20 protein-coding genes are annotated in these 23,910 nt (G+C 57.3%); 9 read left to right on the forward strand and 11 right to left on the reverse strand.

Annotated elements, in window-relative coordinates; all coding sequences use genetic code 11:
* The first annotated feature begins 6 nt into the window (after nt 1-6).
* Nucleotides 7-813, forward strand: coding sequence for a TrmH family RNA methyltransferase (locus ACP8IT_RS03680; protein ID WP_005279837.1), 807 nt, complete (start codon nt 7-9; stop codon nt 811-813).
* Here the strand turns inward: ACP8IT_RS03680 and ACP8IT_RS03685 are convergent.
* The 3 genes from ACP8IT_RS03685 to serC all read right to left on the reverse strand — a co-directional run bounded on the left by ACP8IT_RS03685 (nt 774) and on the right by serC (nt 3,681).
* On the reverse strand, nt 774-1,604 hold the full coding sequence (locus ACP8IT_RS03685) for a DUF6928 family protein (protein WP_490290432.1): 831 nt from the start codon (nt 1,602-1,604) through the stop codon (nt 774-776). The two genes, ACP8IT_RS03680 and ACP8IT_RS03685, sit on opposite strands and share 40 nt — an antisense overlap.
* Before the next feature lie 3 nt (nt 1,605-1,607).
* On the reverse strand, nt 1,608-2,456 hold the full coding sequence (gene sepH / locus ACP8IT_RS03690; RefSeq protein WP_023030812.1) for a septation protein SepH: 849 nt from the start codon (nt 2,454-2,456) through the stop codon (nt 1,608-1,610).
* 106 nt (nt 2,457-2,562) lie between these two features.
* Nucleotides 2,563-3,681 (reverse strand): phosphoserine transaminase, encoded by a 1,119-nt coding sequence (serC, locus tag ACP8IT_RS03695; protein ID WP_034658428.1) that lies wholly within the window; start codon nt 3,679-3,681, stop codon nt 2,563-2,565.
* 157 nt (nt 3,682-3,838) lie between these two features.
* Between serC and ACP8IT_RS03700 the strand changes: the two genes are divergently transcribed.
* The 6 genes from ACP8IT_RS03700 (at nt 3,839) to ACP8IT_RS03725 (ending at nt 9,939) form a co-directional block, all read left to right on the forward strand.
* Nucleotides 3,839-5,131 carry a citrate synthase gene (locus ACP8IT_RS03700; protein ID WP_005279842.1) on the forward strand — a complete coding sequence of 431 codons (1,293 nt, stop codon included), beginning with the start codon at nt 3,839-3,841 and terminating at the stop codon, nt 5,129-5,131.
* A gap of 121 nt (nt 5,132-5,252) precedes the next feature.
* Entirely contained in the window at nt 5,253-5,612 is a 360-nt protein-coding gene (locus tag ACP8IT_RS03705; protein ID WP_005279843.1) for an FKBP-type peptidyl-prolyl cis-trans isomerase, read from the forward strand.
* Nucleotides 5,613-5,721: 109 nt separating this feature from the next.
* A complete protein-coding gene (locus ACP8IT_RS03710) occupies nt 5,722-6,585 on the forward strand; it encodes an aldo/keto reductase (RefSeq protein ID WP_302527159.1) in 864 nt (287 codons plus the stop codon).
* A 393-nt stretch (nt 6,586-6,978) separates the two neighbouring features.
* A complete protein-coding gene (locus tag ACP8IT_RS03715; RefSeq protein ID WP_005279845.1) occupies nt 6,979-7,326 on the forward strand; it encodes a DUF485 domain-containing protein in 348 nt (115 codons plus the stop codon).
* Nucleotides 7,327-8,970 (forward strand): solute symporter family protein, encoded by a 1,644-nt coding sequence (locus ACP8IT_RS03720; RefSeq protein ID WP_490290433.1) that lies wholly within the window; start codon nt 7,327-7,329, stop codon nt 8,968-8,970.
* Nucleotides 8,971-9,009: 39 nt separating this feature from the next.
* Nucleotides 9,010-9,939: a hypothetical protein gene (locus ACP8IT_RS03725; protein WP_474901793.1), complete on the forward strand. Its 930-nt coding sequence runs from the start codon at nt 9,010-9,012 to the stop codon at nt 9,937-9,939.
* A 2-nt stretch (nt 9,940-9,941) separates the two neighbouring features.
* Here ACP8IT_RS03725 and ACP8IT_RS03730 read toward each other — a convergent pair whose 3' ends face one another.
* The 3 genes from ACP8IT_RS03730 to ACP8IT_RS03740 form a co-directional block, all read right to left on the reverse strand.
* On the reverse strand, nt 9,942-10,847 hold the full coding sequence (locus ACP8IT_RS03730; protein ID WP_490290589.1) for a DUF1906 domain-containing protein: 906 nt from the start codon (nt 10,845-10,847) through the stop codon (nt 9,942-9,944).
* A gap of 78 nt (nt 10,848-10,925) precedes the next feature.
* Entirely contained in the window at nt 10,926-11,354 is a 429-nt protein-coding gene (locus tag ACP8IT_RS03735) for an OsmC family protein (RefSeq protein ID WP_302527162.1), read from the reverse strand.
* Nucleotides 11,355-11,364: 10 nt separating this feature from the next.
* A complete protein-coding gene (locus ACP8IT_RS03740; RefSeq protein WP_302527163.1) occupies nt 11,365-13,365 on the reverse strand; it encodes a poly(ethylene terephthalate) hydrolase family protein in 2,001 nt (666 codons plus the stop codon).
* A 365-nt stretch (nt 13,366-13,730) separates the two neighbouring features.
* Here ACP8IT_RS03740 and ACP8IT_RS03745 point away from each other — a divergent pair, with 365 nt between their 5' ends.
* Both ACP8IT_RS03745 and ACP8IT_RS03750 read left to right on the forward strand, forming a co-directional pair.
* The gene (locus tag ACP8IT_RS03745) at nt 13,731-15,053 is read left to right on the forward strand and encodes an ammonium transporter (protein WP_474896240.1); all 1,323 of its coding nucleotides are present in this window, start codon (nt 13,731-13,733) and stop codon (nt 15,051-15,053) included.
* Between the two features lie 33 nt (nt 15,054-15,086).
* Entirely contained in the window at nt 15,087-15,425 is a 339-nt protein-coding gene (locus tag ACP8IT_RS03750; protein WP_023028498.1) for a P-II family nitrogen regulator, read from the forward strand.
* A gap of 82 nt (nt 15,426-15,507) precedes the next feature.
* Here the strand turns inward: ACP8IT_RS03750 and ACP8IT_RS03755 are convergent, their stop codons facing one another.
* The 5 genes from ACP8IT_RS03755 to ACP8IT_RS03775 all read right to left on the reverse strand — a co-directional run bounded on the left by ACP8IT_RS03755 (nt 15,508) and on the right by ACP8IT_RS03775 (nt 23,909).
* Complete coding sequence (locus tag ACP8IT_RS03755; RefSeq protein ID WP_284612610.1) at nt 15,508-18,594, reverse strand: type I restriction endonuclease subunit R; 3,087 nt, start codon at nt 18,592-18,594, stop codon at nt 15,508-15,510.
* A complete protein-coding gene (locus ACP8IT_RS03760) occupies nt 18,587-19,789 on the reverse strand; it encodes a restriction endonuclease subunit S (RefSeq protein WP_474896242.1) in 1,203 nt (400 codons plus the stop codon). The genes ACP8IT_RS03755 and ACP8IT_RS03760 overlap by 8 nt, the downstream gene beginning before the upstream one ends.
* Nucleotides 19,789-21,723 carry a type I restriction-modification system subunit M gene (locus tag ACP8IT_RS03765; RefSeq protein WP_490290434.1) on the reverse strand — a complete coding sequence of 645 codons (1,935 nt, stop codon included), beginning with the start codon at nt 21,721-21,723 and terminating at the stop codon, nt 19,789-19,791. Before ACP8IT_RS03765 ends, ACP8IT_RS03760 begins: the two co-directional genes overlap by 1 nt.
* Nucleotides 21,724-21,876: 153 nt before the next feature.
* Nucleotides 21,877-22,731 (reverse strand): MurR/RpiR family transcriptional regulator, encoded by an 855-nt coding sequence (locus ACP8IT_RS03770; RefSeq protein WP_023017588.1) that lies wholly within the window; start codon nt 22,729-22,731, stop codon nt 21,877-21,879.
* Nucleotides 22,731-23,909, reverse strand: a complete 1,179-nt coding sequence (locus tag ACP8IT_RS03775) for a M20 metallopeptidase family protein (RefSeq protein ID WP_284612605.1) — start codon at nt 23,907-23,909, stop codon at nt 22,731-22,733. The genes ACP8IT_RS03770 and ACP8IT_RS03775 overlap by 1 nt, the downstream gene beginning before the upstream one ends.
* Nucleotide 23,910 lies beyond the last annotated feature (1 nt).

Below are 23,910 nucleotides of genomic sequence, written 5' to 3' on the forward strand. Positions count from 1 at the left end.
GAAGGCATGCACATTTCTGATCCCCGTGACCCTCGTCTGGATGATATTCGGAACCTCAATAAATCCGATAAATCCGGCGAGGGTTTGGTCATTGCAGAAGGCCCCTTGGTGGCCGCCCGCCTGATGGAATCGCGGTTTCCCATGCGTTGCTTGGTGGGCTTTCCCCAGAAGCTGGAGGCCTTCTTTGCCGAGTACGGCGAGCCCGAGTGCCCCGTCTACGAGGTCTCGCGCGAGACCCTGGCGGAGGTCGCGGGCTTCGATATGCACCGCGGTTTGGTTGCCGCAGCGGACCGCGCCCCAGAGCCGGAGGTGGGCGAGATCCTGGAGCAGGCCCGCACCATCGCCGTGCTGGAGGGCGTGGGGGATCATGAAAATATCGGCGCCATTTTCCGCCACGCGGCCGGCATGAACGTGGATGCGGTCTTGCTCGGCTCGGGTGCTGCGGATCCGCTCTATCGCCGCTCGGTGCGCGTATCCATGGGCCACGTGCTTCGCGTGCCCTTTGCCCATTTGGAGGGCGGTTTCACCACGTGGCAGCGTTCCTTGCAGGCGCTTGCCGATGCCTCCTTTACCCTCATTTCCTTAACCCCCAACCCCCAGGCGGTGCACCTAGCAGAGGCCATGCACGGGCAGGACAAGGTGGCCATGCTGGTAGGCGCGGAGGGCCCCGGGCTTACCGAGCACGCGATGAAGGCCACTGATATCCGCGCGCGGATACCGATGGCCCCTGGTACCGATTCCCTTAATGTTGCGACCGCGGCCGCCATTTCCTTTTATGAGCGCCAGCGTTCCTTGAGTGACTTGAACGTCTGACGCAGCCAGTTGCTAATCAACGAGCCGAGGTGCTTGGCGGTAGAAAGGATCTCATCGCCAGTGGAATCCGGCTCGGCATCGTGATCCTCGTAGTCGTCATAATCGTTCAGGCCCAGCTTATTCGCTGATTGGGCGGCGAACTCGCTGACCGGCTGCTTTGGCTTGGGCGGATCGATCTTGGGTTCGGGGCGCCCGTCCACGGCATAGCCCACGACGTCCAGGTCTGGGCCTTCCCTCCCCACGGTGATGCCCAACCAGTGTTCCTGGGCGGCCTCCATGATGCTGTGGGGCCTAAACGGCAGCGAAATGCCGCCGAGGGATTCGTCCTTTTCGCCGGCCCAAAACGGCGCCTCAAAGGGCTCGGGCAGGCCAGTGTCCTCGTAGAGGCGGTCGCGGGTGGCGCACAGGCAGCGCTTGAGTTCGCCGCCTTCCCACAGCGCGAAGCCTGCATAGTCTTCGTCCGCGTTGCTAACCAGCGCGATAACCCGCTGGGCGGGGACTGCGTTTAAGAGGTCGTTCGGCAGTTGGGAGAGCAGGACGGAATCGCCCTCGCAGACCGTTTGCACCACGGTAATGCCTGGATAGCCGCCGATGTAGTACTCATTCGGATCCGTCTGCGCGGAGCGGTTCAGGGGGAATTGCCCGATCGGGGTGACCGGGAATTTCGGGTTGAGCTGGGCTAGGAACTTGCGGCCGAACCCGCGGTCAGCCTTGAGCTCGGTCTTGAGAACTTCTTCAGCGCCGGGCTTGGAGATGTACCACAGCGTGAGAACGGCATGAGAGATGTCCACTGTTTAGTCCCTCGGGCGCTTGGTATTGGAACGAACGCCCAAGAGCACGTCCTCCCAGTGTGGGGTGACGGCCTTGCGGCGGCGCTTCGAGGGCTTGGCTTCGGAGGAAGGATTCTGCAGGAATTCCTCTTCTTCCGTCCCTTCGCTGGAACCGGAAATATCGGTGACATTGGCGGGCTGATCGCCGTCAATGGCTTCGTCGTAGCGGCCGCTGCCCAGGGAGGTTAGCGAGCGCACCGGCTGCACGAAGTCCGGGTCCGTAAGATCTGCCGCGACCGAGTTGCGGGCCTCGACCGTAGCGGGGGAGGACATGGACTGCTTGAAGGTCCATTCCGCCTCGTTTTCAGAAAGGCCAGCCTTCCAGGTCACCCGCACAACCCACGGCTCGCCTTGGTGGCGGTAGGCATCCCACGTGGACTCCGAGAGGGAGTGACCGCGGGCGGCAAAGGAGCTTGCCAGTACTTCCCACAGGGTGAGCTTGGCCGGGCCGTCTTCGCGCACCGGGTGGGCCTGCTTGGCCACCTCAGAAATGCGGTTGCGCTCCAGCATGACCGGGTAGGCGAAGGGCTCGATGCGCGATTCATCCACGTGCATCTCTTCCGCGAGCTCCGCGGTGGACGCGCCGGCGCGGATGCGGTTTTGGATCTCTGCCGGCCGGATCTGCTTTTCTTCCTCTTCGTGGGAGGGCTTGGGCATCGGCGCTAGCTTCGGCGGCTCCGGCTTGCTAGCGGCGGGCGTGAGGGCGGAACGCAGCTCATCGGTGATGGGAAGGGAAAACTCTTCGCCTTCTTCGGTGCGTAGCACCAATGAGTCTTCGCTCGATTCGCTGTCAACGAGAAACAGCTCGCGCATAGTGTGGCGCTCCTTTGCCTATCGACGGAAGGACGGATCTGTGATGCAGTCAACTATAACGCGAAAAGGCCCCGCGCCATGCGAGGCGGCGGGGCATGTTGATGACTTAGTTGGCATCCAGCACGTAGTCGATGCACTGCGTGAGCTTGGCGATGTCCCCAGGCTCAATCGCCGGGAACATGCCCACGCGCAGCTGGTTGCGGCCCAGCTTGCGGTACGGCTCGACATCGAGGATGCCGTTGGCGCGCAGGGTGGCGGCAAGGTGGGCGGCATCCACGGAGTCATCGAAATCGATGGTGCCCACGACTAGGGAGCGCGCCGCCGGGTCGCTGACGAACGGGGTGGCCTCCGGCCGGGCTTCGGCCCAGTTGTACAGCGTGGAGGAGGACTCGGTGGTGCGCTTGACCATGCCGTCGAGCCCGCCGTTGTCATTCATCCACTTGATCTGGTTATCCAGCATGAGCAGGGTGGCGATCGCCGGGGTGTTATAGGTCTGGTTCTTGCGGGAGTTGTTTACCGCGGTCTGCAGGTTCAAAAACTCCGGAATGAAGCGGTCGGAGTTGTTGATCTTTTCGATGCGCTCTAAGGCCGCCGGGGACATCGCGGCGAGCCAGAGTCCGCCGTCGGAAGCAAAGCACTTCTGCGGCGAAAAGTAGTACACGTCGGTCTCTGCGATATTGACGGGAAGGCCGCCGGCGCCAGAGGTGGCATCGACAAGCACGAGCTGCTGGTCGTTGTGGGGGTGGGGGCGAACGACCTCCGTCATCGCACCGGTTGAGGTTTCATTGTGGGCCCAGGCGGCGACATCGGCATCGGCAGCAAGCTCGCGCGGATCCGGGGCGGTGCCGGCGGGGGATTCGGTAAGAGCCGGGGCATCGAGCCACGGGGCCTTGGAGGCTGCCTTGGCAAACTTGGTGGAGAACTCGCCAAAGGTCAGGTGGGCCGACCGGCGCTCGATGAGGCCAAAGGTGGCCGCGTCCCAAAAGGCGGTGGCGCCGCCCAAAGACAGGACGATCTCGTACCCTTCAGGAAGCGAGAAGAGATCGCTTAAGCCCTCGCGTACGGATCCCACGAGGTTTTTCACCGCCGGCTGGCGGTGCGAGGTGCCCACGATAGCGGGGTCTATGGCCTCGATTTGGGCGGGACGCACCTTGGAGGGGCCGCAGCCAAAGCGGCCATCGGAAGGCAAGAGATCTGCTGGCAGGGTGATTTCTGGAGTACTCATGCCGCCAGTGTAGAACAGTTCCGGTTGCATGGCAGGTATTTTGATGCCCGTAAACTTGTTGGCAGAATCACAAAGTTTGCTAGAGTGTGAATAGGTATAAGGCTGACTTGTCTAAGTTAGTGCCTTAAAGAACTCTTTAACAGGGAAAGGAAATTCCGTGTCTACTGAAGAAAACAAGGTAGTACTCAAGCACGCTGGCAACGAGTACGAGATGGATATCAAGCAGTCCACTGAGGGCGATTCCGGCTTCGATATCTCCAAGCTCCGCAAGGAAACCGGGCTTGTTACCTTCGACCCCGGCTACACCTCCACCGGCTCCACCGAGTCCAAGATTACCTTTATTAACGGTGAGGAGGGCATCCTTCGCTACCGTGGCTACGATATTGCTGAATTGGCAAATAACGCCACCTTCAATGAGGTTTCCTACCTGCTGATCAAGGGCCACCTGCCGGATGAGCAGGAACTCTCGCAGTTCAATAGCGCCATCCGCCACCACACCCTCTTGGATGAGGACTTTAAGGCGCAGTTCAACATCTTCCCGCGCGATGCCCACCCGATGGCCGTGCTTGCTTCCTCCGTGAACATTCTCTCCAGCTACTACCAGGATCAGCTGGACCCACTGGATGAGGAGCAGCTGGACAAGGCCACCGTTCGCCTGCTGGCTAAGGTGCCGATGCTGGCCGCTTACGCTTACCGCGCATCCCAGGGCAAGCCTTATATGTACCCGGATAACAACCTGAACGCGCGCGAGAACTTCCTGCGCATGATGTTCGGTTACCCCACCGAGGAGTACGAGGTTGACCCGGTTGTCTCCAAGGCACTGGACAAGCTGCTCATCCTGCACGCTGACCACGAGCAGAACTGCTCCACCTCCACCGTGCGCATGATTGGTTCTGCGCAGGCCAACATGTTCGTCTCCATCGCTGGCGGCATCAACGCCCTGTCCGGCCCGCTGCACGGCGGTGCTAACCAGGCCGTGCTGGAGATGCTCGAGGACATCGAGAAGAACAACGGCGGCGACGCTACCGACTTCATGAACCGCGTGAAGAACAAGGAAAAGGGCGTTCGCCTGATGGGCTTCGGCCACCGCGTGTACAAGAACTACGACCCACGCGCGGCCATCGTCAAGGAAACCGCACACGAGATCATCGATCACCTGGGCGGCGACCCAATGCTGGACCTGGCCATGAAGCTGGAAGAGATTGCGTTGAACGATGACTACTTCGTCTCCCGCAAGCTCTACCCGAACGTGGACTTCTACACCGGCCTCATCTACCGCGCCATGGGCTTCCCGACGGACTTCTTCACTGTCCTCTTCGCCATCGGCCGCCTGCCGGGCTGGATTGCCCAGTACCGCGAGCAGCTGGAGATGAACACCAAGATCAACCGTCCTCGCCAGATTTACACCGGTGAAACCCTGCGCAAGGTTACCCCTCGCAGCGAGCGCTAAATAGCGCTTTTGGTCGCCCCAATTCAGCCGAATCGGGCTTGAGCACTATAATTGGTGCAGCTCGGTTCGGTTTTATTGCGACCGCACGAACAAACTAGATTTCCCAAGGAGAATAATCCCCATGGATAAACCTGTTATTGAAGCCCAGTCTGGCCCGGCGCCGACCGACCTCGTCATCGAGGACATCGTCGTAGGCGATGGCGCTGAAGCCCAGCCTGGTGGCGTAGTGGAGGTCCACTACGTTGGTGCCGAATATGAGACCAACCAAGAATTCGATTCCTCGTGGGACCGTGGCCAGTCCATCGAGTTCCCACTGACCGGTCTCATTGCCGGCTGGCAAGAGGGCATCCCGGGAATGAAGGTGGGCGGTCGCCGTCAACTCATCATCCCGCCGGAAAAGGCCTACGGCCCCGCCGGCGGCGCGCACCCGCTGTCCGGCCGCACCCTGGTCTTTATCATTGACCTCATCCGCGCCGACTAAACTGCGCTACAAACGTTGAACCGGCTCCCGAAAAAGGGGAGCCGGTTTTTCGCTGTACTGGGGCCTTAGTTCTTTCAAGTGCCCGCATAAGACGGGAAACTGGGGCACAATGGGAACTATGACTGTGCCAACTATTTCTTTCAATGATGACCGCGAGATGCCCCAGCTCGGTCTGGGCACCTACAAGCTCAATGACGATGAATGCATTCGCGTAGTCCGCGAAGCCATTGACCTGGGCTACCGCCACTTTGATACGGCGACGCTGTATAAGAACGAGGGGGCCTTGGGTACTGCGCTGAACCAGGCCATTGACGCGGGCGATGTCAGCCGCGAGGACCTGTTTATCACCTCCAAGGTCTGGCACTCCCACCACGGCGCGCAGAAGGCGGAACAGGCCTTCCAGGAATCCATGGAGAAGTTGAAGCTGGATTACTTGGACCTGTACCTCATCCATTGGCCGTGGCCACAGGGTGGGCTGTACGTGGAGACCTTTGAATCCATTGCCCGCCTGCAGGGGATGGGGCAAATCGCTTCCATCGGTGTTGCTAACTTCTACGAGGAGGTCCTCGAGGATCTCATTGACAAGACCGGCATTACCCCGGTGCTCAACCAAGTAGAGCTGCACCCTGGGTTCACCCAGCCGCAGCTGCGCGAGTTCCACCACAAGCACGGCATCGTGACCGAGGCGTGGTCGCCGCTGGCGCGCGGCGTGGTGCTTAATAACCCGGAGATTGAAAAGATCGCCGCCGCGCACGAGGCTACCGAAGGTCAGGTGGTGCTGGCGTACCTGATGGCCAAGGGCATTTCCGTTATTCCGAAGTCCGCCCGCAGCGAGCGACTCAAGGAGAACCTGGCCGCCGCGGAGCTGGAGCTGGGCAAGGACGAAATCGCGGCGATTGACTCCTTGGAAGGCCAAGAAGGCTTTGGCCGCATGTTTAATGATCCCAGCGAATTCCCAGGCGCGGAGGGCTAAGACAGTACCTCGAGCTAAGGAGCCACCGGCGACGGCGTCGTCGGTGGCTTTTGCTGTGCAGGATGGCTGAGTGGGAAGTACGTGCTGGTTAAGGCACTCACCTCGCTGATAGGTGGTTCCTTTCGCGCCGCCTTTACTCATTAGTTAATGTCTGGTTAACAAAATTTGCGAACACGTTAACTCTGGGGTGGAGGGGGTGATTTGCAAAGAATATTAGCCCAGTTCACCGGAACCTATCGGGCTAAAAGGGGGGAGTTTTTGTGAGGCATATTGGCAATATTTACTGCTTTGCAAAGATTGTTCTGTATCTTACATAGCAACGCGGGTAGTGATGGACAACACATTGCGCCTCGTTTGTACAGAACCTCTCTCACCCAAGGAGACAACCCTTCTATGAGTGATACAACTGCTCCAGTCGAGCGCCGTGAGCTTACGGCAGCCGACTACATAGAAATGCGCGATAGCGAAGAGTTTGGCGAGCTGCGCAGCGCTTATCGTAGTTTCACCTTTCCCATGACCGTCGCGTTTTTCGTGTGGTACATCGTCTACGTGCTCACCGCCGTGTTTGCGCCTGATTTTATGGCCATTGAGCTCGGCGATGGCGGCTGGAACGTCGGCCTCGTCTTCGGTCTGGCCCAGTTCCTGACCACGTTCATTATTACCTGGATTTACGTGAAATACGCCAATAAGAATATTCAGCCTAAATCGGTTGCTATTCGCGAGAAGTTGGAGGCCAAGTAAATGACTACCACTTACCTTGCACAAGAAACTTCTGCCGGTAACCCGATTCTGAATATCTCCATTTTCGGCATCTTCCTCGTGGTTACCATGGCCGTCGTGTTGCACGCCGGCAAGTCCACGAAGAAGGCGTCTGACTTCTATACCGGTGGTGGCTCGTTCTCCGGCCGCCAGAATGGCTTGGCCATTTCCGGTGACTACCTTTCTGCGGCATCCTTCCTCGGCATCGTTGGTGCGGTGGCGCTTAACGGCTACGACGGATTCTTGTACTCCGTCGGCTTCTTCGTCGCTTGGCTCGTAGCCCTGATGCTCGTGGCTGAGCCGATGCGTAACGTGGGCCGCTTTACCATGGCGGACGTTTTGTCCTTCCGCCTGAAGCAAAAGCCGGTGCGCGTGGCCGCGTCCATCGCCACACTCTTCGTGACGCTGTTCTACCTCATTGCCCAGATGGCCGGCGCCGGTTCGCTGGTGGCCGTGCTGCTGAACATCCATGACTTCAAGTGGCAGGCAGTTGTCGTCGGTATCGTCGGCGTGCTGATGATCCTCTACGTCTTGGTCGGCGGCATGAAGGGCACCACCTACGTGCAGATGATTAAGGCCGTCCTGTTGGTGACCGGTGTGGTCGTCATGTGCATCATGGTGTTTGTCTCCCTGCGCGGTGGCTTCAGCAACATGTTCAGCACAGCGATTGATATGCACGCGTCGTCCGACTACCTCCATGAAAAGGGCTATGAGGCCAAGGAAATCATGGAGCCGGGCCTGAAGTACGGTGGCTCTACCGCCGCTAAGCTGGACTTCATCTCCTTGGGTATGTCCCTCGTGTTGGGTGTGGGCGGCTTGCCACACGTTCTGATGCGCTTCTACACCGTGCCGACCGCCGTTGAGGCGCGCCGCTCCGTGACCTGGGCCATCGTTATCATCGGTGCCTTCTACCTGATGACCCTGATCCTGGGCTACGGTGCAGCCGCACTGGTTGGCCCGGACCGCATCCTGAACGCACCGGGTGGCGCGAACGCCGCGGCACCGCTGCTGGCACTGGAAATCGGTGGCTCCATCTTCATGGCCATTATTTCCGCCGTGGCCTTTGCTACCGTGCTCGCCGTGGTGGCGGGCCTGGCGATTACCGCCTCCGCCTCCATCGCGCACGATATCTACCACGCGGTTATCCGCAACGGTGAATCCACCGAGGCAGAGCAGGTGCGCGTCTCGCAGGCCACCGTGGTGGTCCTGGGTATTGTCTCCATCATCTTGGGCATCTTGGCGATGACCCAGAACGTGGCCTTCCTGGTATCCCTGGCCTTCGCAGTGGCGGCATCGGCAAACTTGCCGACCATCCTGTACTCGCTGTACTGGCGCCGCTTCAACACCGCGGGTGCCGTGGTCTCCATGTACACCGGTGTTGTCTCCTGCTTGGTCCTCATCTTCTTCTCCCCAGCGGTATCCGGCACCGAAAGCGCCATGTTCCCGAACGCGGACTGGTCTATCTTCCCGCTGACCTCGCCGGGTCTGGTCAGCATCCCGCTGTCCTTCTTCGTCGGTTGGTTCGTCTCCATCGTGACCAAGCCAGATAACTTGGACGAGCTGGCGGCAGAGATGGAAGTTCGTTCCCTGACCGGTGTGGGCGTCGAGGCCCCAGTCCAGCACTAATTGCCCGAAAAGGAGCAATTACCGGTAATATGGTTCGACGTGTTTAAACCGTCCTCTCTCAACGCGGCGGCATCAGTAAAGGCTGGTGCCGCCCTTGCCGTGTGCATGCTTGCCTGCTCTACGGTTGCTGGGTGCAGCAATAGCGAGCGAGACAGCACCGCCAAAGCCGAAGACACCACGATTACCGCGCATAGGGCGACAACGGTGCCCCCGCGGATCAATGAGTTCCTCAAGGGGGATGAGGGCCATTCCATTAGCTATATTCGCCTGCACGATGGTATGTATATGGGCTCTGCGGCAGAACACGATCCCCGCCCGGCGCTTAGCCTTATCAAGCTCTATATTGCTACCTACGTCATTGAGCAGGGCGAGTACGAGGACAAATACGAGGCGCTCGGTATGATCGCCAGCTCTTCTGATAAGAGCGCCGAGGAGCTGTTTAAGAAGTACCCGGATTCCATCGATAAGATTGCCAAGGAATACGATCTGGAATCCACCAAGGCGGGCGAGACCTGGGGTTATTCGGAAACCTCCACCTATGACGTGGCCAGCTTCATCTCTCAGCTCATCAAGCGCGATGAGACCCACCCCGTGCTGGTGGCGATGTCGCACGCGGATCCCGTCTCAGAAGATGGCTATGACCAGGATTATGGCACCGCGAAGCTCTCAAATGTGGTGGGCAGCAAGTGGGGCTGGTCTAATGACAAGTCCATCAATTCCTCGGTGTCCTTTGGCAAGAACTTCGTCGCCGCGGCCTCCATTAATGGTTCTGCCGATGACCTCACGGACTACGTCAAGAGCGAAATCACCGGCGAGAACCTGGGTAAGGCTACCGAGCGGTTCCTGAAGTACAAGGACGGCGAGGACGTCCCGCCCATCGAGACGACCTTGGAGAAGCCGTCCTCGAGCGAGAAGAAGGACGAGGACAAGAAGGACGAAAAGAAGTCCTCCGAGCCTAAGGGGAAATAGGCCTACTTAATGGCCTTGGCGATGTCCTGGGCGGCATCGGCAAGCCCGCGAATTTGCTCGTTGCTTAGCGATGACCCCTTAAAGCTCACCCCATCCGCGTTGAGCTGCGGCAGCTCCGGCATATTTGGGATGGCCTTGTCCAGGGTGGAGCTGAGATCCTGGATGCCTGGCTGCTTGGAACCGGGCGTCCATTGGCCCCAGTCGCTGGCGTAGACCTCGTTGACATCGACAATGACGTTCTCGATGGTCTGCTGGCGCGACTGCGGCAGCTGGTGAATGGTGGTCTTGGGGTGGATTTTCCCGTTGGAACCCCAATCGTGCATCCAGTAGAAGGTGCCAATCCCATCCTGGCTGGCCCACTCGATGGTGTTGTAGTTTCCGTAGACGCCGGTCTGGTAACCGGCCACAGACAGGGCCTTGGAAAATGCCTGCAGGTACGGCCGGATGAACTGGGTGTAGTGCTCGCGGGTGGGGTTATCGTCGATGGCGATATAAATGGGGCGGTGCGTGGGTCCACCGGCGGCCTTGTGCACCGAAATGGCCTGCGGGGCGTGGATGGCAGCGCCTGCCGCGCCCTGCTTCCAATCGGCGGTTTCGGCGCGGCCGAATTGATAGACCGAAGCCGTGGGCAGGCCGGCCGCGGCATTGGCCGCAGCCTCTTGGAGCGTGACCGGCTTGCCGGTCATCCAGGCTGCGCCGGGGCGCTTATTGGAGACGTAGCGAATGGCACCGATGTGTCCCGCGCGCTTGATGGCGGCGGGGGAGGGGATGCCGGAGGAAAAGTCGATGATGGTCCCGCGCACTGGGCCGAGGGCGGCGGCAGAGGGTGTGGCCGCACCGATGGCTCCGGCGGTAACGGCAAGGGCGCTTGCCTTCAAGAGGCCGCGACGAGGCAGGGATGGTGACATAAAAAGCTCCTGCAGTGATCGCATTAGTCACAATAGTTAACAAATGCACCATAGCAGGAGATAGTGGGGGAATCGTGTTTATTTTGACTCGTTGCTAAATTCCACGTTCGTGGCGTGTTCCACGGTGCGAGATACCGTGCAGTCCTTCTCGTGGGAAATGCGGATGAGGTTATCTACCAGCGCGCGGGCCTTATCGCCGTCCGGGGTGGAGGGGAAGGCGAGGTCGAAGGCAACGCGGACATCGGAAAGCCGCGAGGCGCCATCCTCATCCACGCGGTCGCCCTCTGCATGCACCCGGAAAGACTCCGGCTCGGTGCGCCGGGAGGTCACGACATCCACATCCACCGCGGTGCATCCGGCGACGGCAGCCAGCAGGAGCTCGACCGGCGATAACAGGCCCTCCCCGCGGCCGAACTCGATGCTGGCGCCATCCGCATTGGTGGCGCGGTACACCGAATTTTCTACGCGGTTAAGGTCAACGGAATACTGCTTAGTGATTTCACTCATGGCTTAAAGCTTAAGCCAGGCTCGGGATATAGGCCACGCTGCCGCCCAAGGACATGGTGATAAAGATAGGTGCGATAACCAGGGGCCCAAGCCATACGCGGCCGGTATTGGCATAAAACATCTTGTTCAAGATGGGCAGCAGGATCATCATGGGCAAGATGGACTGCAGCATGTTCACATACAGCCAGTCATCGGTCCAGTGCACCGTGCCGGTGGCGGCGAAGACGGAATATTGGATAACGAAGATCATCGCCAAGCCGACGGAGTTGGCCAGCGCCGCAATGAGGTAGGTCTGCCACTTAGGCGTATCGCTATAGCGCGTGCCCACGCCAGCGCGAATGGAGTTGGCCAGGTAGAAGATGAACATCGCCGGCACGTACATCAGCGCCACCAGGAACCAGCGCAGCGTCAGCGGGCGCGAGGCTACGACCAGGAAGCGGTAATCGCTGTGGAAGGCGAGGTAGACGATGGATAGCACGGAGAAGTACACGAAGAGCAAGATGAAGGCCAGCAGCAGCGTGCGCCAGAAGGTGCGCCAACTCATCGTGATGCCCCACGCGCGGGCGCGCTCGCCGCGGGCATAGGTGGACTTATCCCGGGTGATATAGAACAGGATGAGCCCGACGATGCCGTTGACGATGGCCCACAAGACCACCGAGTTGACCATGCGCGCCGGGAAGAACCAGGTGCTGACCTTATTCGCGGCATCGTAGAAAACGTCTTGCGAAAGGTTCGCCAGCGGCATGAACGTGAAGAACGCGATGGCCGCCGAAAGCACGAAGAATGCCCAGAACTTCGCGGCCTCTTTGCCCCGCGGACGCTTCGGTACCGTCGGGAGAACCTGTGCCACCGGGGCGAAGTAGCGGGTACGCAAGAGCATGCGGGTCAGCGGGAAGAGCATGGCAATGCCGCCGATGAGGGACAGGAGGTTAAAGACCTCCTTGAGCCACCACGTCTGATTGCCGGAATCCATCTTCACCGGTGCATCCAGGGTGTCATCGAAGAACTCGAGGATACTGCCGATGGCACTGGGTGTAAGCGGCTGCAGCGGGTGCAGCGTTTCATCGTTATAGGCAACGCGGTACGTGCCCTCGTCGATGTCCCCGTAGCCCCGGCCGATCTCAATGCGGTCCACCTGGTCTTGTTTCTTGAGCCCAGAGTTGACCATGGACAGGGCCTCTGGGGCATCGCGCAGATCGCCATCGCCGTTGATATTGCGGTAGCCGCCTTCATCGTAGCGGGCATACCCCAGCGCCATATTGGAGTGCACGTGGGCAAACTTCTTATCGTTTAAGTTCTTGAGCCAGCCGGAGATAAAGACCGCGGAGATCTTGTCCAGGTCCTCGGCGCGCTTGCGCTCGCCGTCCGTGATGGTGGTGCCGCCTTCGCTATCCGGATCCTTGGCGGCCTCGAGGGCGTCATCGACCTTCTTGCCATACTTATTGGCGGCGGTGCGCACCGCGGTACCGCCGGCGGAGTGGCCAGTAATGCCGATGCGATCCTCATCGACGTAATTGAACGTATCCAGGTGATCTGTGACGTAATCAATAGCGGTGACCACGGCGGTATCGCCATCATCCGGGTGCTGCGAGCTGGACTCGCCCTGGTTATACGGGTCAACTACCAGGGTGACAAAGCCGCGCCGAGCCAGCTCCAGCGAGTTGGACACCTGGGTTTCCTTGGTGCGCTGGAAACCGGGCGAGACGATCACCATCGGTGCTTTATTCTCCGGTGTCGCGTCCTTGGGCCGGAAAAGATCCGCGGTCACGGTGGCGCCGTGCTTGCCGGCGATTTTGAGATCGGTGACCTGAATATTGCCGCCGTTGGTCTGCACCAAGGAGGAGCCCAAGGCACCAACGACAACGATCACAATGCAGACAAAGAGCTTCCAGCCATCGCTAAAGCGGCGCTTTTTGGTGAGCTCTTCCGGGCTTGTCGATGCCTGCTCGGCCACGGTTTTGATAGTCCGTTCCTCTGCGGGAGTGGCTGGGGGAATGTTGGATGCGGACATGTACGCGTTCCTTATACGTAATAGACGGTTAGTACATGGGCACAAAGTGTCCGAAGTGAAGAATGTTATTTTTCAACCGCTAAGTACTGTAGAACGGTGTGCACATTCCGGCAAAAGATTTCACTATCCGGGGGTGAAGTGCAAGTGCTGGGTGCGGGCTGCCTTCTATGGCGGGTCGATTTAACTCCTTTGGGGTGAGCTCCAGTCTCTCACGTAATCTTCGCTGCCTTGGGGTATGTGAACCTGCAGTACAGGGGAGTGTACTAGCCCCACATGGGGGAACTATCTATACGTCAATAGATATTAAATACCTGTAAGACTACCGTTATAAAAAGAAAATTTTGGACAATCTACAAGGAGACGCAATGGATGCGGTGACTGCAGGTAATGCCAGTTGGATGCTCATAAGCGCAGCTCTCGTGCTGCTGATGACGCCAGCGCTGGCACTTTTCTATGGAGGCATGACTGAGCGCAGGGGCGTGCTCAACATGATGCTGATGTCCTTCGGTTCTCTCGCCGTGGTCAGCATTATCTACGTCCTCTGGGGTTGGTCGATGAGCTACGGCACCGAGTCCTGGGGCGGAATCGTTGCCAATCCCTTCGAACTTTTCGGGCTGAAGGATTCCATTTTTGATGACAACGGTGGCTACATCGAAGGGGAGAATGGTTATCCCAACGTCATCGATATTGGATTCCAGCTCACCTTCGCCGTTATCTCCACCGCGATTATCTCCGGTGCGCTGGCAGGCCGCGTGAAGTTTGGCACGTGGATGATTTTTAGCGGTATCTGGGCAACCCTCGTCTACTTCCCGCTGGCACACATGGTCTGGGGCGGCGGCATCCTTGGTGATGGCGAAAACAGCATCGCCAGCTGGATCTTCGGCAGCGAAGACGGCGAGGCCCTCATTACACCCATCGACTTTGCCGGCGGTACCGTCGTCCACATCTCCGCTGGTACGGCCGCTTTGGTCTTGGCCATCGTGGTGGGCAAGCGCCAGGGATTCCCGCACAGCGTGCAGCGCCCCCACAACCTACCCATGGTCATGTTGGGTGCCGGTCTGTTGTGGTTCGGTTGGTTCGGATTCAATGGCGGTTCCGCCTTTGCTGCCGATGGCCTTGCCGGCCTGGCCTGGATCAACACCACCGCCGCTACCGCTGCAGCCATCCTGGGCTGGTTGCTCGTGGAAAAGATTCGCGATGGCTACAGCACCTCTCTGGGTGCGGCCTCCGGTGTTGTGGCCGGCTTGGTGACTATCACCCCGGCAGCTGGTGACTTGAATCCCGTAACCTCCCTCATCATGGGTCTATTCGGCGGCATGCTCGGCAGCGTGGGCGTGGGACTGAAGTTCCGCTTTGGCTTCGATGACTCCCTCGACGTTGTGGGCGTCCACCTGGTCGCCGGCCTGTGGGGCACCATCGCTATTGCCTTCTTTGCCAATGACCGCGGCATCTTTACCGGTGGCGGCGCCGACGGCTGGAAGCTGTTGGTCGTCCAGTTCCTCATCGCCGTAGTTGCCGTAATCTTTGCCGCCATCATCACCGCCATTATCGCGGTAATACTCAAGTCCACGATTGGCTGGCGCGTGACCGACCAGATTGAAACCGACGGCATTGACTTCGGTGGCCACCGCGAGACCGGCTACGACATCGGCGGCCGTGCCATGCGCGGAACGACGAGCCGGGACTAATCCACCGAATAAACAGCGAAAGTAGGAACAGACATGAAACTCATTACAGCCGTGGTCAAGCCGTTTACCTTGGACGATATCCAGCAAGCGCTCCAGCAACTGGGCTCGCCCGGAATGACCGTTTCCGAGGTGGAAGGCTTTGGCCAGCAACGCGGCAACAAGGAAATCTACCGCGGCGCCAAGTTCGCCACGTCCTTTGTCAACAAGGCCAAAATTGAGCTCATCGTCGCCGATGACCAAGCCGAGGAGATCGTAGACGCCATCGTCGAGGCCGCCTGCACCGGCGAAATTGGTGACGGCAAGATTTGGATATCCTCCATCGATGACATCATCCGCGTGCGCACCGGCGAGCGTGGAGAAAAGGCTATTTAAATTCCAACAGCCCAACGCCCTAGGAACTCCGCACAGCAGTGGAGACCTGGGGCTTTATGCTGCGGTGTACAGAACTGGCCTTTTAGCTTTCTAGCTGACCTGTTTCTTTTGCTGAAGCCATAATATTGGCCAGTGCATCCACCAAGCTATCGAGCACATTTTTATCACTAGAAACCAGAGCATCCCGCTGCTTGCGCTGTTCGATGCCACTAAAAATTGCCCGCGTTGCTTCGGCCTTAAACCGCTTAGAGCGCTTGAGCTGCTCCTTGGAGTTTTCTTGGCCGAGTTTGACGGCTGCTGGCTGGCTAGACAGCGTGCCCCAAGCAGCAACGATCATTTGGGCGGTATCGCCGCTGTCAACGTCAACTCCTGCGAGCGAGAAAAGATCATTGACCTTTTCTACGGCTTCATCAAAGGCGCTGCGCAGTGGAGTCTGTGGCTCGCCCAGGCGAACAGTGAACTCCGGCACCTGCAATGCCTCAGATTCGCCACCGGTAACGCTATGGTCCTCTTCAACTTCACCTTGGGCAATCGCGACGCCGGCCAACGTGACACCGGTGAGGAAGTCTTCACTGTCATCCAGCTCGGTAATGTGCAGGTTTGGCTCTAGGACGCTGCACAGCATTGCGCGCCGGGATACATCAGCATCGGCATAAGCGATGATTTGGGATAAGAACTCGTAGGCATGGCGATATTTCAGCACGTGGGCCTTGAAATCCTTGGCGTGCTCGAGAGCACTTTTATCGGCAGAGCTACGGTCTGCACGCCAGCGGCTAAGGATTGCGTCAGCGGCACCGCGTAGCTTCTCTGAATCTTCGCCGGCCATATAGGTTTCGGCGACCTTGTTCATCTCGTCGGGATCGTAATAGCCTGAGGTATCGAGTTCGTCGGCAAGCGTGTGCAGCGAGTTTGGGTCAATGTCGGTATCAATCGAGGCGCCTTGGTAATAGCGCTTGAAGTCGGCCTCAATGAGTTCGGGATCGTTGACGAAATCGACCACCATCGGAGCAGGCTTCTTCGGATAGATTCGGTTCAGGCGCGACAGGGTTTGCACCGTTGCCACACCAGAGAGGTGCTTGTCCACATACATCGCGCACAGACGCGGCTCGTTGAACCCAGTTTGGAACTTGTTGGCCACGATGAGCACGCGGTAGTCCAGGTCGTCATCTTTGAACGCGCGTTCCACGTCGGACTCGCCGTTGAGACTTACCTCGGTCACGGGCTCTGGTTCGTCCTCCATACTCACAGCATCGGAGAATGCCACCAGCGAATGGAACCCGTAGCCTTTTGCAGTGATGTAGCGGTTCATCTCGCGGGACCAGTGCACTGCTGCTTTGCGCGATGAGGTGACCACCATGGCACGAGCCTGACCATCGAGGTGGTGCGCAACATTGCGGCGGTAGTGCTCTACAACGACCTCGACTTTTTGGGCAATGGAGGTCGGATGTAGGCGGACAAAGCGTACCATGTCCGTGACTGCGGCGGACTGGTCTACTTCCTCGGTTCGGCCCAGTTCATCGCGGACCTCCGCCCACATGGTGTAGGTGGAGTAGTTGGTGAGCACATCCATGATGAAGTTCTCGGCAATGGCCTGGCCCATGGGATAAGTGTCGAAAGCGACGTAGTGGCCGTCTGGGGTCTGCGAACCGAACAGGCGCAGGGTCTTGCCCTTGGGAGTGGCAGTGAACGCTACGAACGTCATATTGGAAGCATTGGCTACTGCTTCCTGGCGCAGCTCAAGTAGGTCATCGGCGGTGTATTCCTCTGTCTCATTCACGTCGACTTCTGCCAGCAGTTCACGCAGCGCCGAGGCGGAGGATCCGGTTTGTGACGAGTGGGCTTCATCGGCGATCACGCACCAGTTGCGGCCCTGAATATCTGGGTCACTATCGAGCAACGAGAGCACATACGGGAATGTCTGCAATGTACAGGTAATGATGTGCCCGCCCTCAACCAGCGCCTGCTGCAACTGGGGTGACTTCGAGCCGGAGTTTTCACCAACAGAAACGACCAGGCCGCGTGAAGCGGCGAGCGCCTGCATGTCTTGGCGGATATTGGTATCCAGCGCAGTGCGGTCAGTAACGACGATGATGGAGTCAAAGGTCTTAGTTCCGTCATCGGCTACCTGCCTAATCAAGCGGTGGGCTAGCCACGCAATCGTCTTGGTCTTGCCAGAGCCTGCGGAGTGCTCGATGAGATAGCGACCGCCAGCGCCGCGCTGAGCTACATCAGTGGTGACTTTCTCCACTGCTCGCAGCTGGTGGAAGCGCGGGAAAATGAGCTTGCCTTGAGTTCCGCGCTTGGAATTAGAATCCGGCTCCCACACAGCAAAGTCGCTTAAGATACGTAGGAGGAGCCTAGGCTGCAACACCTGCTCCCACAGGTAGGAAGTAGCAGACTTGCCTGCAATTGGCGGGTTTCCACCTGCACCGTCGTGGCCCTGGTTAAATGGCAGGAACTCAGTTTCCTTTCCTTTGAGTACCGTGGTCATGTAGACCTCATCATTCGACACCACGAAGTGAACCAGTGCGCGCCCCGGCAGGAGCACGCGACGATTCTTCGACGGCACACGATCCCTGCGGTATTGCTTCATTGCATGAGTTACTGACTGCGTGTTGTCGGTCTTCAGCTCAAACGTGGCCACCGGAATGCCGTTGACCGTGGCGACGAGATCCAGTGTCTCGCCACTGGTCGTATCAAAGTGAACCTGCCGGATAATGCGCAGCCGGTTGTCCTCTGCACGCTTCGCCGCGGACACACTGAGCGGGTTGGCAGGTGGGAATGCCACCATGGGGCCAAAGGTTGCTGAGCGCGCATTAGTTTGTGCGTACTTAAAGCCCTCGCGCAGCGTTCCCAAAAGACCACCGCGTATGCGCCCGGTTTGTGCGTCCTTGCGGGTTGTGGATTCTAGCCGCTTGGCGACGTATTCCAATAGCAGACGCTGCGCGTTTTTGCGCGTTTCCTCGGTCGCGTCCTGCGGCACGGCTTTGGCGTAATCCTCCGGGTACTGGGTTTCCAGCCAGTGAAGCACGTCTGCAGGAAACAAACCAAGGCGTGCATCCCAGCCAGTGTCGCTCATTCCTTTCTCATAGATCCAACCGCTAGCTTTAAGCGACTCGCAGATGGTTTCTTCTAGTCGCTCTTCGAGCGTAATGTCACGTTTAGGCATGAGCTTCGTCCTTCGGAGTAGGGGTGTCAGGGGTATCAATCTGGCCAGTTACCGCCGCAGAAATCACCGCTGCGCGACGCTCAGCAAGCAAATCCCGCAACTTCGTAATGTCCTCCAACATTGAATCAATCTCAGCGGTCTCACGATCGATCTCGTCTGCAATGCGGCGCTGTTCGGTAAGGGATGGGAGGGGAACTTCAAGTTTGTATAAGGTCTCTCTCGTTATTTGGGGTTGAGCACTGCCGGAGACGATTAGTTCATAATCGGACGCTTCAAGTGCAAAACGCATAAATATTTTATTAATGTATTGAGTTCTAGGCTTTACCACCATTGCATTTCCCGTGATCCAAGAGAATGGGGCCGTTACATTAACAGCACCACAGGTCGCGCCACGACAAGCCACAGTAATCTCGGAATCCTTATGGTTGTAAAACTGATAGCGCCCAATTACGCCATTTGCACCATAAACAGGGAATTGTCCATCGCTGCGCATTTCCTCTTGGGAGATAGTTTTAGGCTGGTACGCGGAAGCGACTCGATCTAGTTTAATTTTGGGATAGCGCCGAAAAGAGTCACTTCCGCTTTCTACATTTTCTCCACCAACCATTGAGATGATGGCATTATTGCGTCGCTCTTTCAGCAGCCGCTCCATCTTGTCCAAATCGGCGCGCATACCGTCGATCTCGGCGGTCTCGCGGTCGAGGTAGTCGGCGATGGCGCGTTGGGTGTCCAGCGGTGGGAGGGGGATCCTGACTTGGGTGAGTCCGTTAATGTCCAATGTCGGTACTGGGCCTGGATTCTCCAAATGCGTGACGTCGATTAGGCATGTGGCATAGTGCAGGTATTTTGAATCTACTTCCTTTTGAGGAATTAGTGCCAACATGTTGTTATCGATGCAGCAATCAAACTTGGTCTGAACGAACCGGCCTAACAATAATGCTGCGCCGATTTTAGCCATCAAGATGCTGCCGGACGGGACAATCGCAGCCTTGAGTTCGTGAGCTTCGTCAATACTTATTGTGTTGCGTGAGTCATTGATTGTGCCGTCTTCTCCGACTATAGATAGTGATCCGACCTTATAAAAGGGCAATTCTTTTGAAGTCTGCCCTTGCATCCGAGGTGGAAACCCAGAGCCTGATTGGGTTGTTGAGAGTAACCCGAGCTTAGGCATAATTCGAGAATCAGTCTCAGCCATTACTTCCTCACCTGCCCGAACTTCTCCATGAGACGGCCCATGACCTCGGCCACGTCGGCATCGATTTCGGCTAGGGGACGAACCGGCTCTGGTTTGTAGAACACGCGCTTAAATGGGATCTCGTAGCCGGTGACGGCCTTGGCTGCGTCCCAGGTGACATCTGGGGCGAAGGGGAGTACTTCGCGCTGCATGTGCTCGTCAATGTCTTCGGTCAGTGGCACGCGCTCAGTCATGGTGAATGACGGATCGAGAACTGGGTTGCCCTTGCGGTCAACTGCTGGCTCTACGTCTGGGGCGGGGACGGCGATGACCTTGGAGATGGCGTCGATAAGCGTGGCGGGCATCTTCACACCGTGTTCCTTGGCCGCGGCCTTGAGTGCGTCCGGCAGATCGTTGTAGGAAGTGTCAGCCACCGCGCGCACAACGTCGGCGTGTGCTTCAACGGCCTGCTTGTGTTCCAGTACCTCAGCAATTGCTTCGTCGGTGACGTGAACTCCCAGTCGTGCCTGCTTGGTGACCTTCACGTCTCGGAAACCTAAATCGTCCGGCGTGAGGACCTTGGACATATCGCTATCGGCAAAGTCGCTATAGGCTTGGAGCACCTTGTTTCGGTCAGCTTCGCGCATCTCGCGGCGCTTGTCGCCTAATCCCTTATCCGGGACAGACCAGCACTCGGAGGCGTCGATAAGTTGTACATAGCCCTTGCGGTGGTCTTCCTTGTTTGTGTCAAGAATCCATACGTAGGTGGAAATGCCGGTGCCGTAGAACATGTTGGTGGGTAGCTGGATAATTGCGTCCACGAGGGAATTCTCTAGTAGCCACGCGCGGATCTGATCAGGGCCTGAACCTGGGCCACCTGTAAACAGTGGCGAGCCGTTGGATACCACCGCGCCACGTCCTCCAGAACCGTTCTCGCCTGCAGGCATGAGCTTGGAAGCAACGTGGGCAAGGAACAGCATCTGGCCATCGCCCTTATTGGGCAGGCCATGGCTAAAGCGGGAACTAGGAACCTTGGCCTGCTCCTTGACCGACGATTGCTGCACCGACCAGTCGGAGCCGAACGGCGGGTTGGACAAGATGTACTCGAATTGCTCGCCCTCATAGAGATCAGTCAGCAGAGTGTCACCGTGGCGAATCGCATCCGGTTCACCTCCTTGAATAAGGAGGTCAGCTTTGCCAATGGCGTAGCCGGTAGGCATGAGTTCTTGGCCAGCGAGGTTAACTTCAATGTCGGGATTAAGCTCTTTTAACGCACGTGCTGCAACCAGCAACATACCGCCCGTACCAGCGGTGGGATCGTAAACGGTACGTGAAGCACCTGAAGAGGTTAGTCCAGTGTCATCGGAAGCGAACAGGATATCCACCATGAGGCGAATTGCGTCACGCGGGGTATAGAAAGCACCTGCGGCTTTGCCTTTGGTGTTGAACGCGCGGTACATGACGTTCTCGAATAGGTCGCCCATCTGAGCATCAGGAAGCGCCTCGAGAGACATATCAATGGTGGAGAAGTGCTTAATCACCGGCCACAAGCGGCCTGCCTGATCAAGGGTGCTCATCTTCACTCCGAAGTCGAATGCATCCCAGATATCCCGAACAGACTGTGAGAATGCGCCCACGTAGTCCATCAATGAGTCGTAGACATGGTCATCGGTTTCAGCGATGCGAGTGAGATCGAGCTCCGACCTGTTATAGAAGGAAAGTCCAAACTGGGACTGCACTTCCCAGTCCATGTACGCCTCGCTGACCCCGTCGGCGTGCAAGGAGCTGACCAGCTCAAGCACCTGGTCCTTGGTCGGCGCCAGAATGCATTCAAGGCGGCGGAGAACTGTCAGTGGCAGGATGTAGTCGCCGTAATCCTCGGGTTCCACGATGGACCGGAGGTACTTATCGGCGGTGTTCCAGACGACAGACTGGTTGAGGTTAGCGGTGCTCAATCTGGGAGTTCTTTCTAGCAAGGCGTGGGGCAGTACCTTTGTAACCTTAGTTCTCCGAAGTAAAGAAGTGGTGGAAGCTCGGGCTTAGATTCCAGAGGATTGAAGGCTCAGGCGATACAGCCAGCAACGACCGTACCGAAGCTCCGACTATTTTCAGCTGAGTTCTTTTCGAAGAATTTCGAATGCTTCAAGATATTGGATCCCCGTTTTTCCTATTTCCCTCGAGACGCACTCGCAAATTGCTTCGATTAGCGCGAATGCGGGAACCAGAGTGTCAGAGGGGCCGAATGCCTCGACGCGGGTGACCAAGGTTGCATCACTGTACGAGGATATAGGGGACATCCATCTATCTGTGGTTAAGATAACCAAGGCGCCTTTTTCCTTGACTAGCCGCGCAATTCGTTCTGAACGTGGACTGTATCTCCGGAAGTCGAAGAAAACCCAAATGTCGTCGGCAGACGTTTGGGATATTAATTCAATAAGGGCAAGATCGGACAATGGTGCTGCTAGTTGGTTACCACGGAAGAGACTGAGCTGAGCAACAAAATGTTGAGCTAGTACCCATGAGAAAGTTCCGCCGTGAGAAACAATGCGGTGCTTTTGATCCGATAGGAGGGTTATGACTTTTTCAATATCGTCTTTTTTGGCGTATTTAAAAGTCGATTCAATTCCGCGTAAAAAAGCTTCGGCTGAATGATTGAGTGTCTGTTCTACTCGGTCATTAGCTAGGCTGGGGAAATCGTCCCCAGCCTGGCTGAGTGGTGAGGCATCTCTTTCAGAAACCTCTTTCATTAGAGCGCTCTGAAATTGCTTAAACCCTTTGAAGCCCATGGTTTGCACAAAGCGAACGATCGTTGCACTGCTGACATTTGCTTGGACAGCAAAGTGCTGGACCGTCTTAAGGCCGACCCAAGGATAGCTGTTTAGCAGACACCTTGCCGCATCCTTTTCTGCTTGTGACAGGGTTGGAAATTTAGCATTGATCTGCTCAGTGATGCTGTAGGACATTATCTTTCCAGTAAGTTATCCGCTGCGGCAATATAGCCAGTGATAAAAGCTTTGGCGACGTGGATAATTGCTTCATCTGGTGGTAAAAATTCGGCATCGTGTAGTGAAGGGGTATCGCCTTCGTTGACCCCCACGAAACACATTAAAGAGGGACAGTTTTCTCCGTAATAGGAAAAATCATCGGCGCCTAGAGAGCGCATCGTATTGGCTAATGGTATGTCAATCTCTGCAGCGTACGACTCAAATTTATTAGCCAAGGAGTCTGCGTTGACCAGGGCTGGTTCGCCGGGAGTATATCTGGTTTCTGCAGAACAGCCTAAGCTCTGTGCCGTAAAAGTGGCGAATTGATTGATCTGGTTTGCAAGTTCGTCATTTGTTTCGATGCTAGTGCTTCTAATCGTTGCGAAGATGCTACCAGTTTGAGGCAAGACGTTTGCGGCTCCTTGTCCGACTGAAATGCTACCGATGCTCACCACAGCTGGGCTCATTGGATCGTTATTCCTACGTACTACCTCGGATAGTCCGAGAGCGATCTGAGCAGTAGGTGTCGCTACGTCGTTGGCTTTGTGAGGATAAGCCCCATGCCCTCCTTTACCGCGCACTCTGATTTCGATTTCGCCTGCCGCAGCGTTGACAAATCCAGAGCCGGCCGCGATTGAGCCGAGTTGAATGGCTGGATGCACATGTGCCCCGATTACATGGCTGACTTTGTGCTTTTCTAATAGACCGGATTCGGAGATATCAAGAGCCCCCGAAGGATAGGTTTCTTCTCTGGGCTGAAGAATTGGGACTAACCCAAAAGGAAGATCGATATTTTTTGCTGCGTTGACGACGCCTGCTAACGCCGCAAGATGAATGTCGTGGCCGCATGCATGCATTTTGTTGGAGGTGGCAGCCCACTCGACGTTTGTATTCTCTTGCACTGGCAAAGCATCCAATTCGCCACGCATTCCGATACTGGGGCCTATCGTTGGACCAATTCGGCCGACTGCGCCAGTCTCTGCAACGGAGTCAAAACTGATGCCCATTTCTTTTAGCATCAGTTCTTTTGTAGGGCCCTCTTCGCCGCTAATTTGCGGATGTTGGTGAATGGTTTTTCTGAGTGCGCTCGATTTGGAAGCAGTTTTCAGGAACTCATTAATCCATTGTTGAGATAGCTTCTTCAAATGCTCGTTCATG

It is taken from the genome of Corynebacterium sp. LaCa_23 (genome assembly GCF_058182375.1).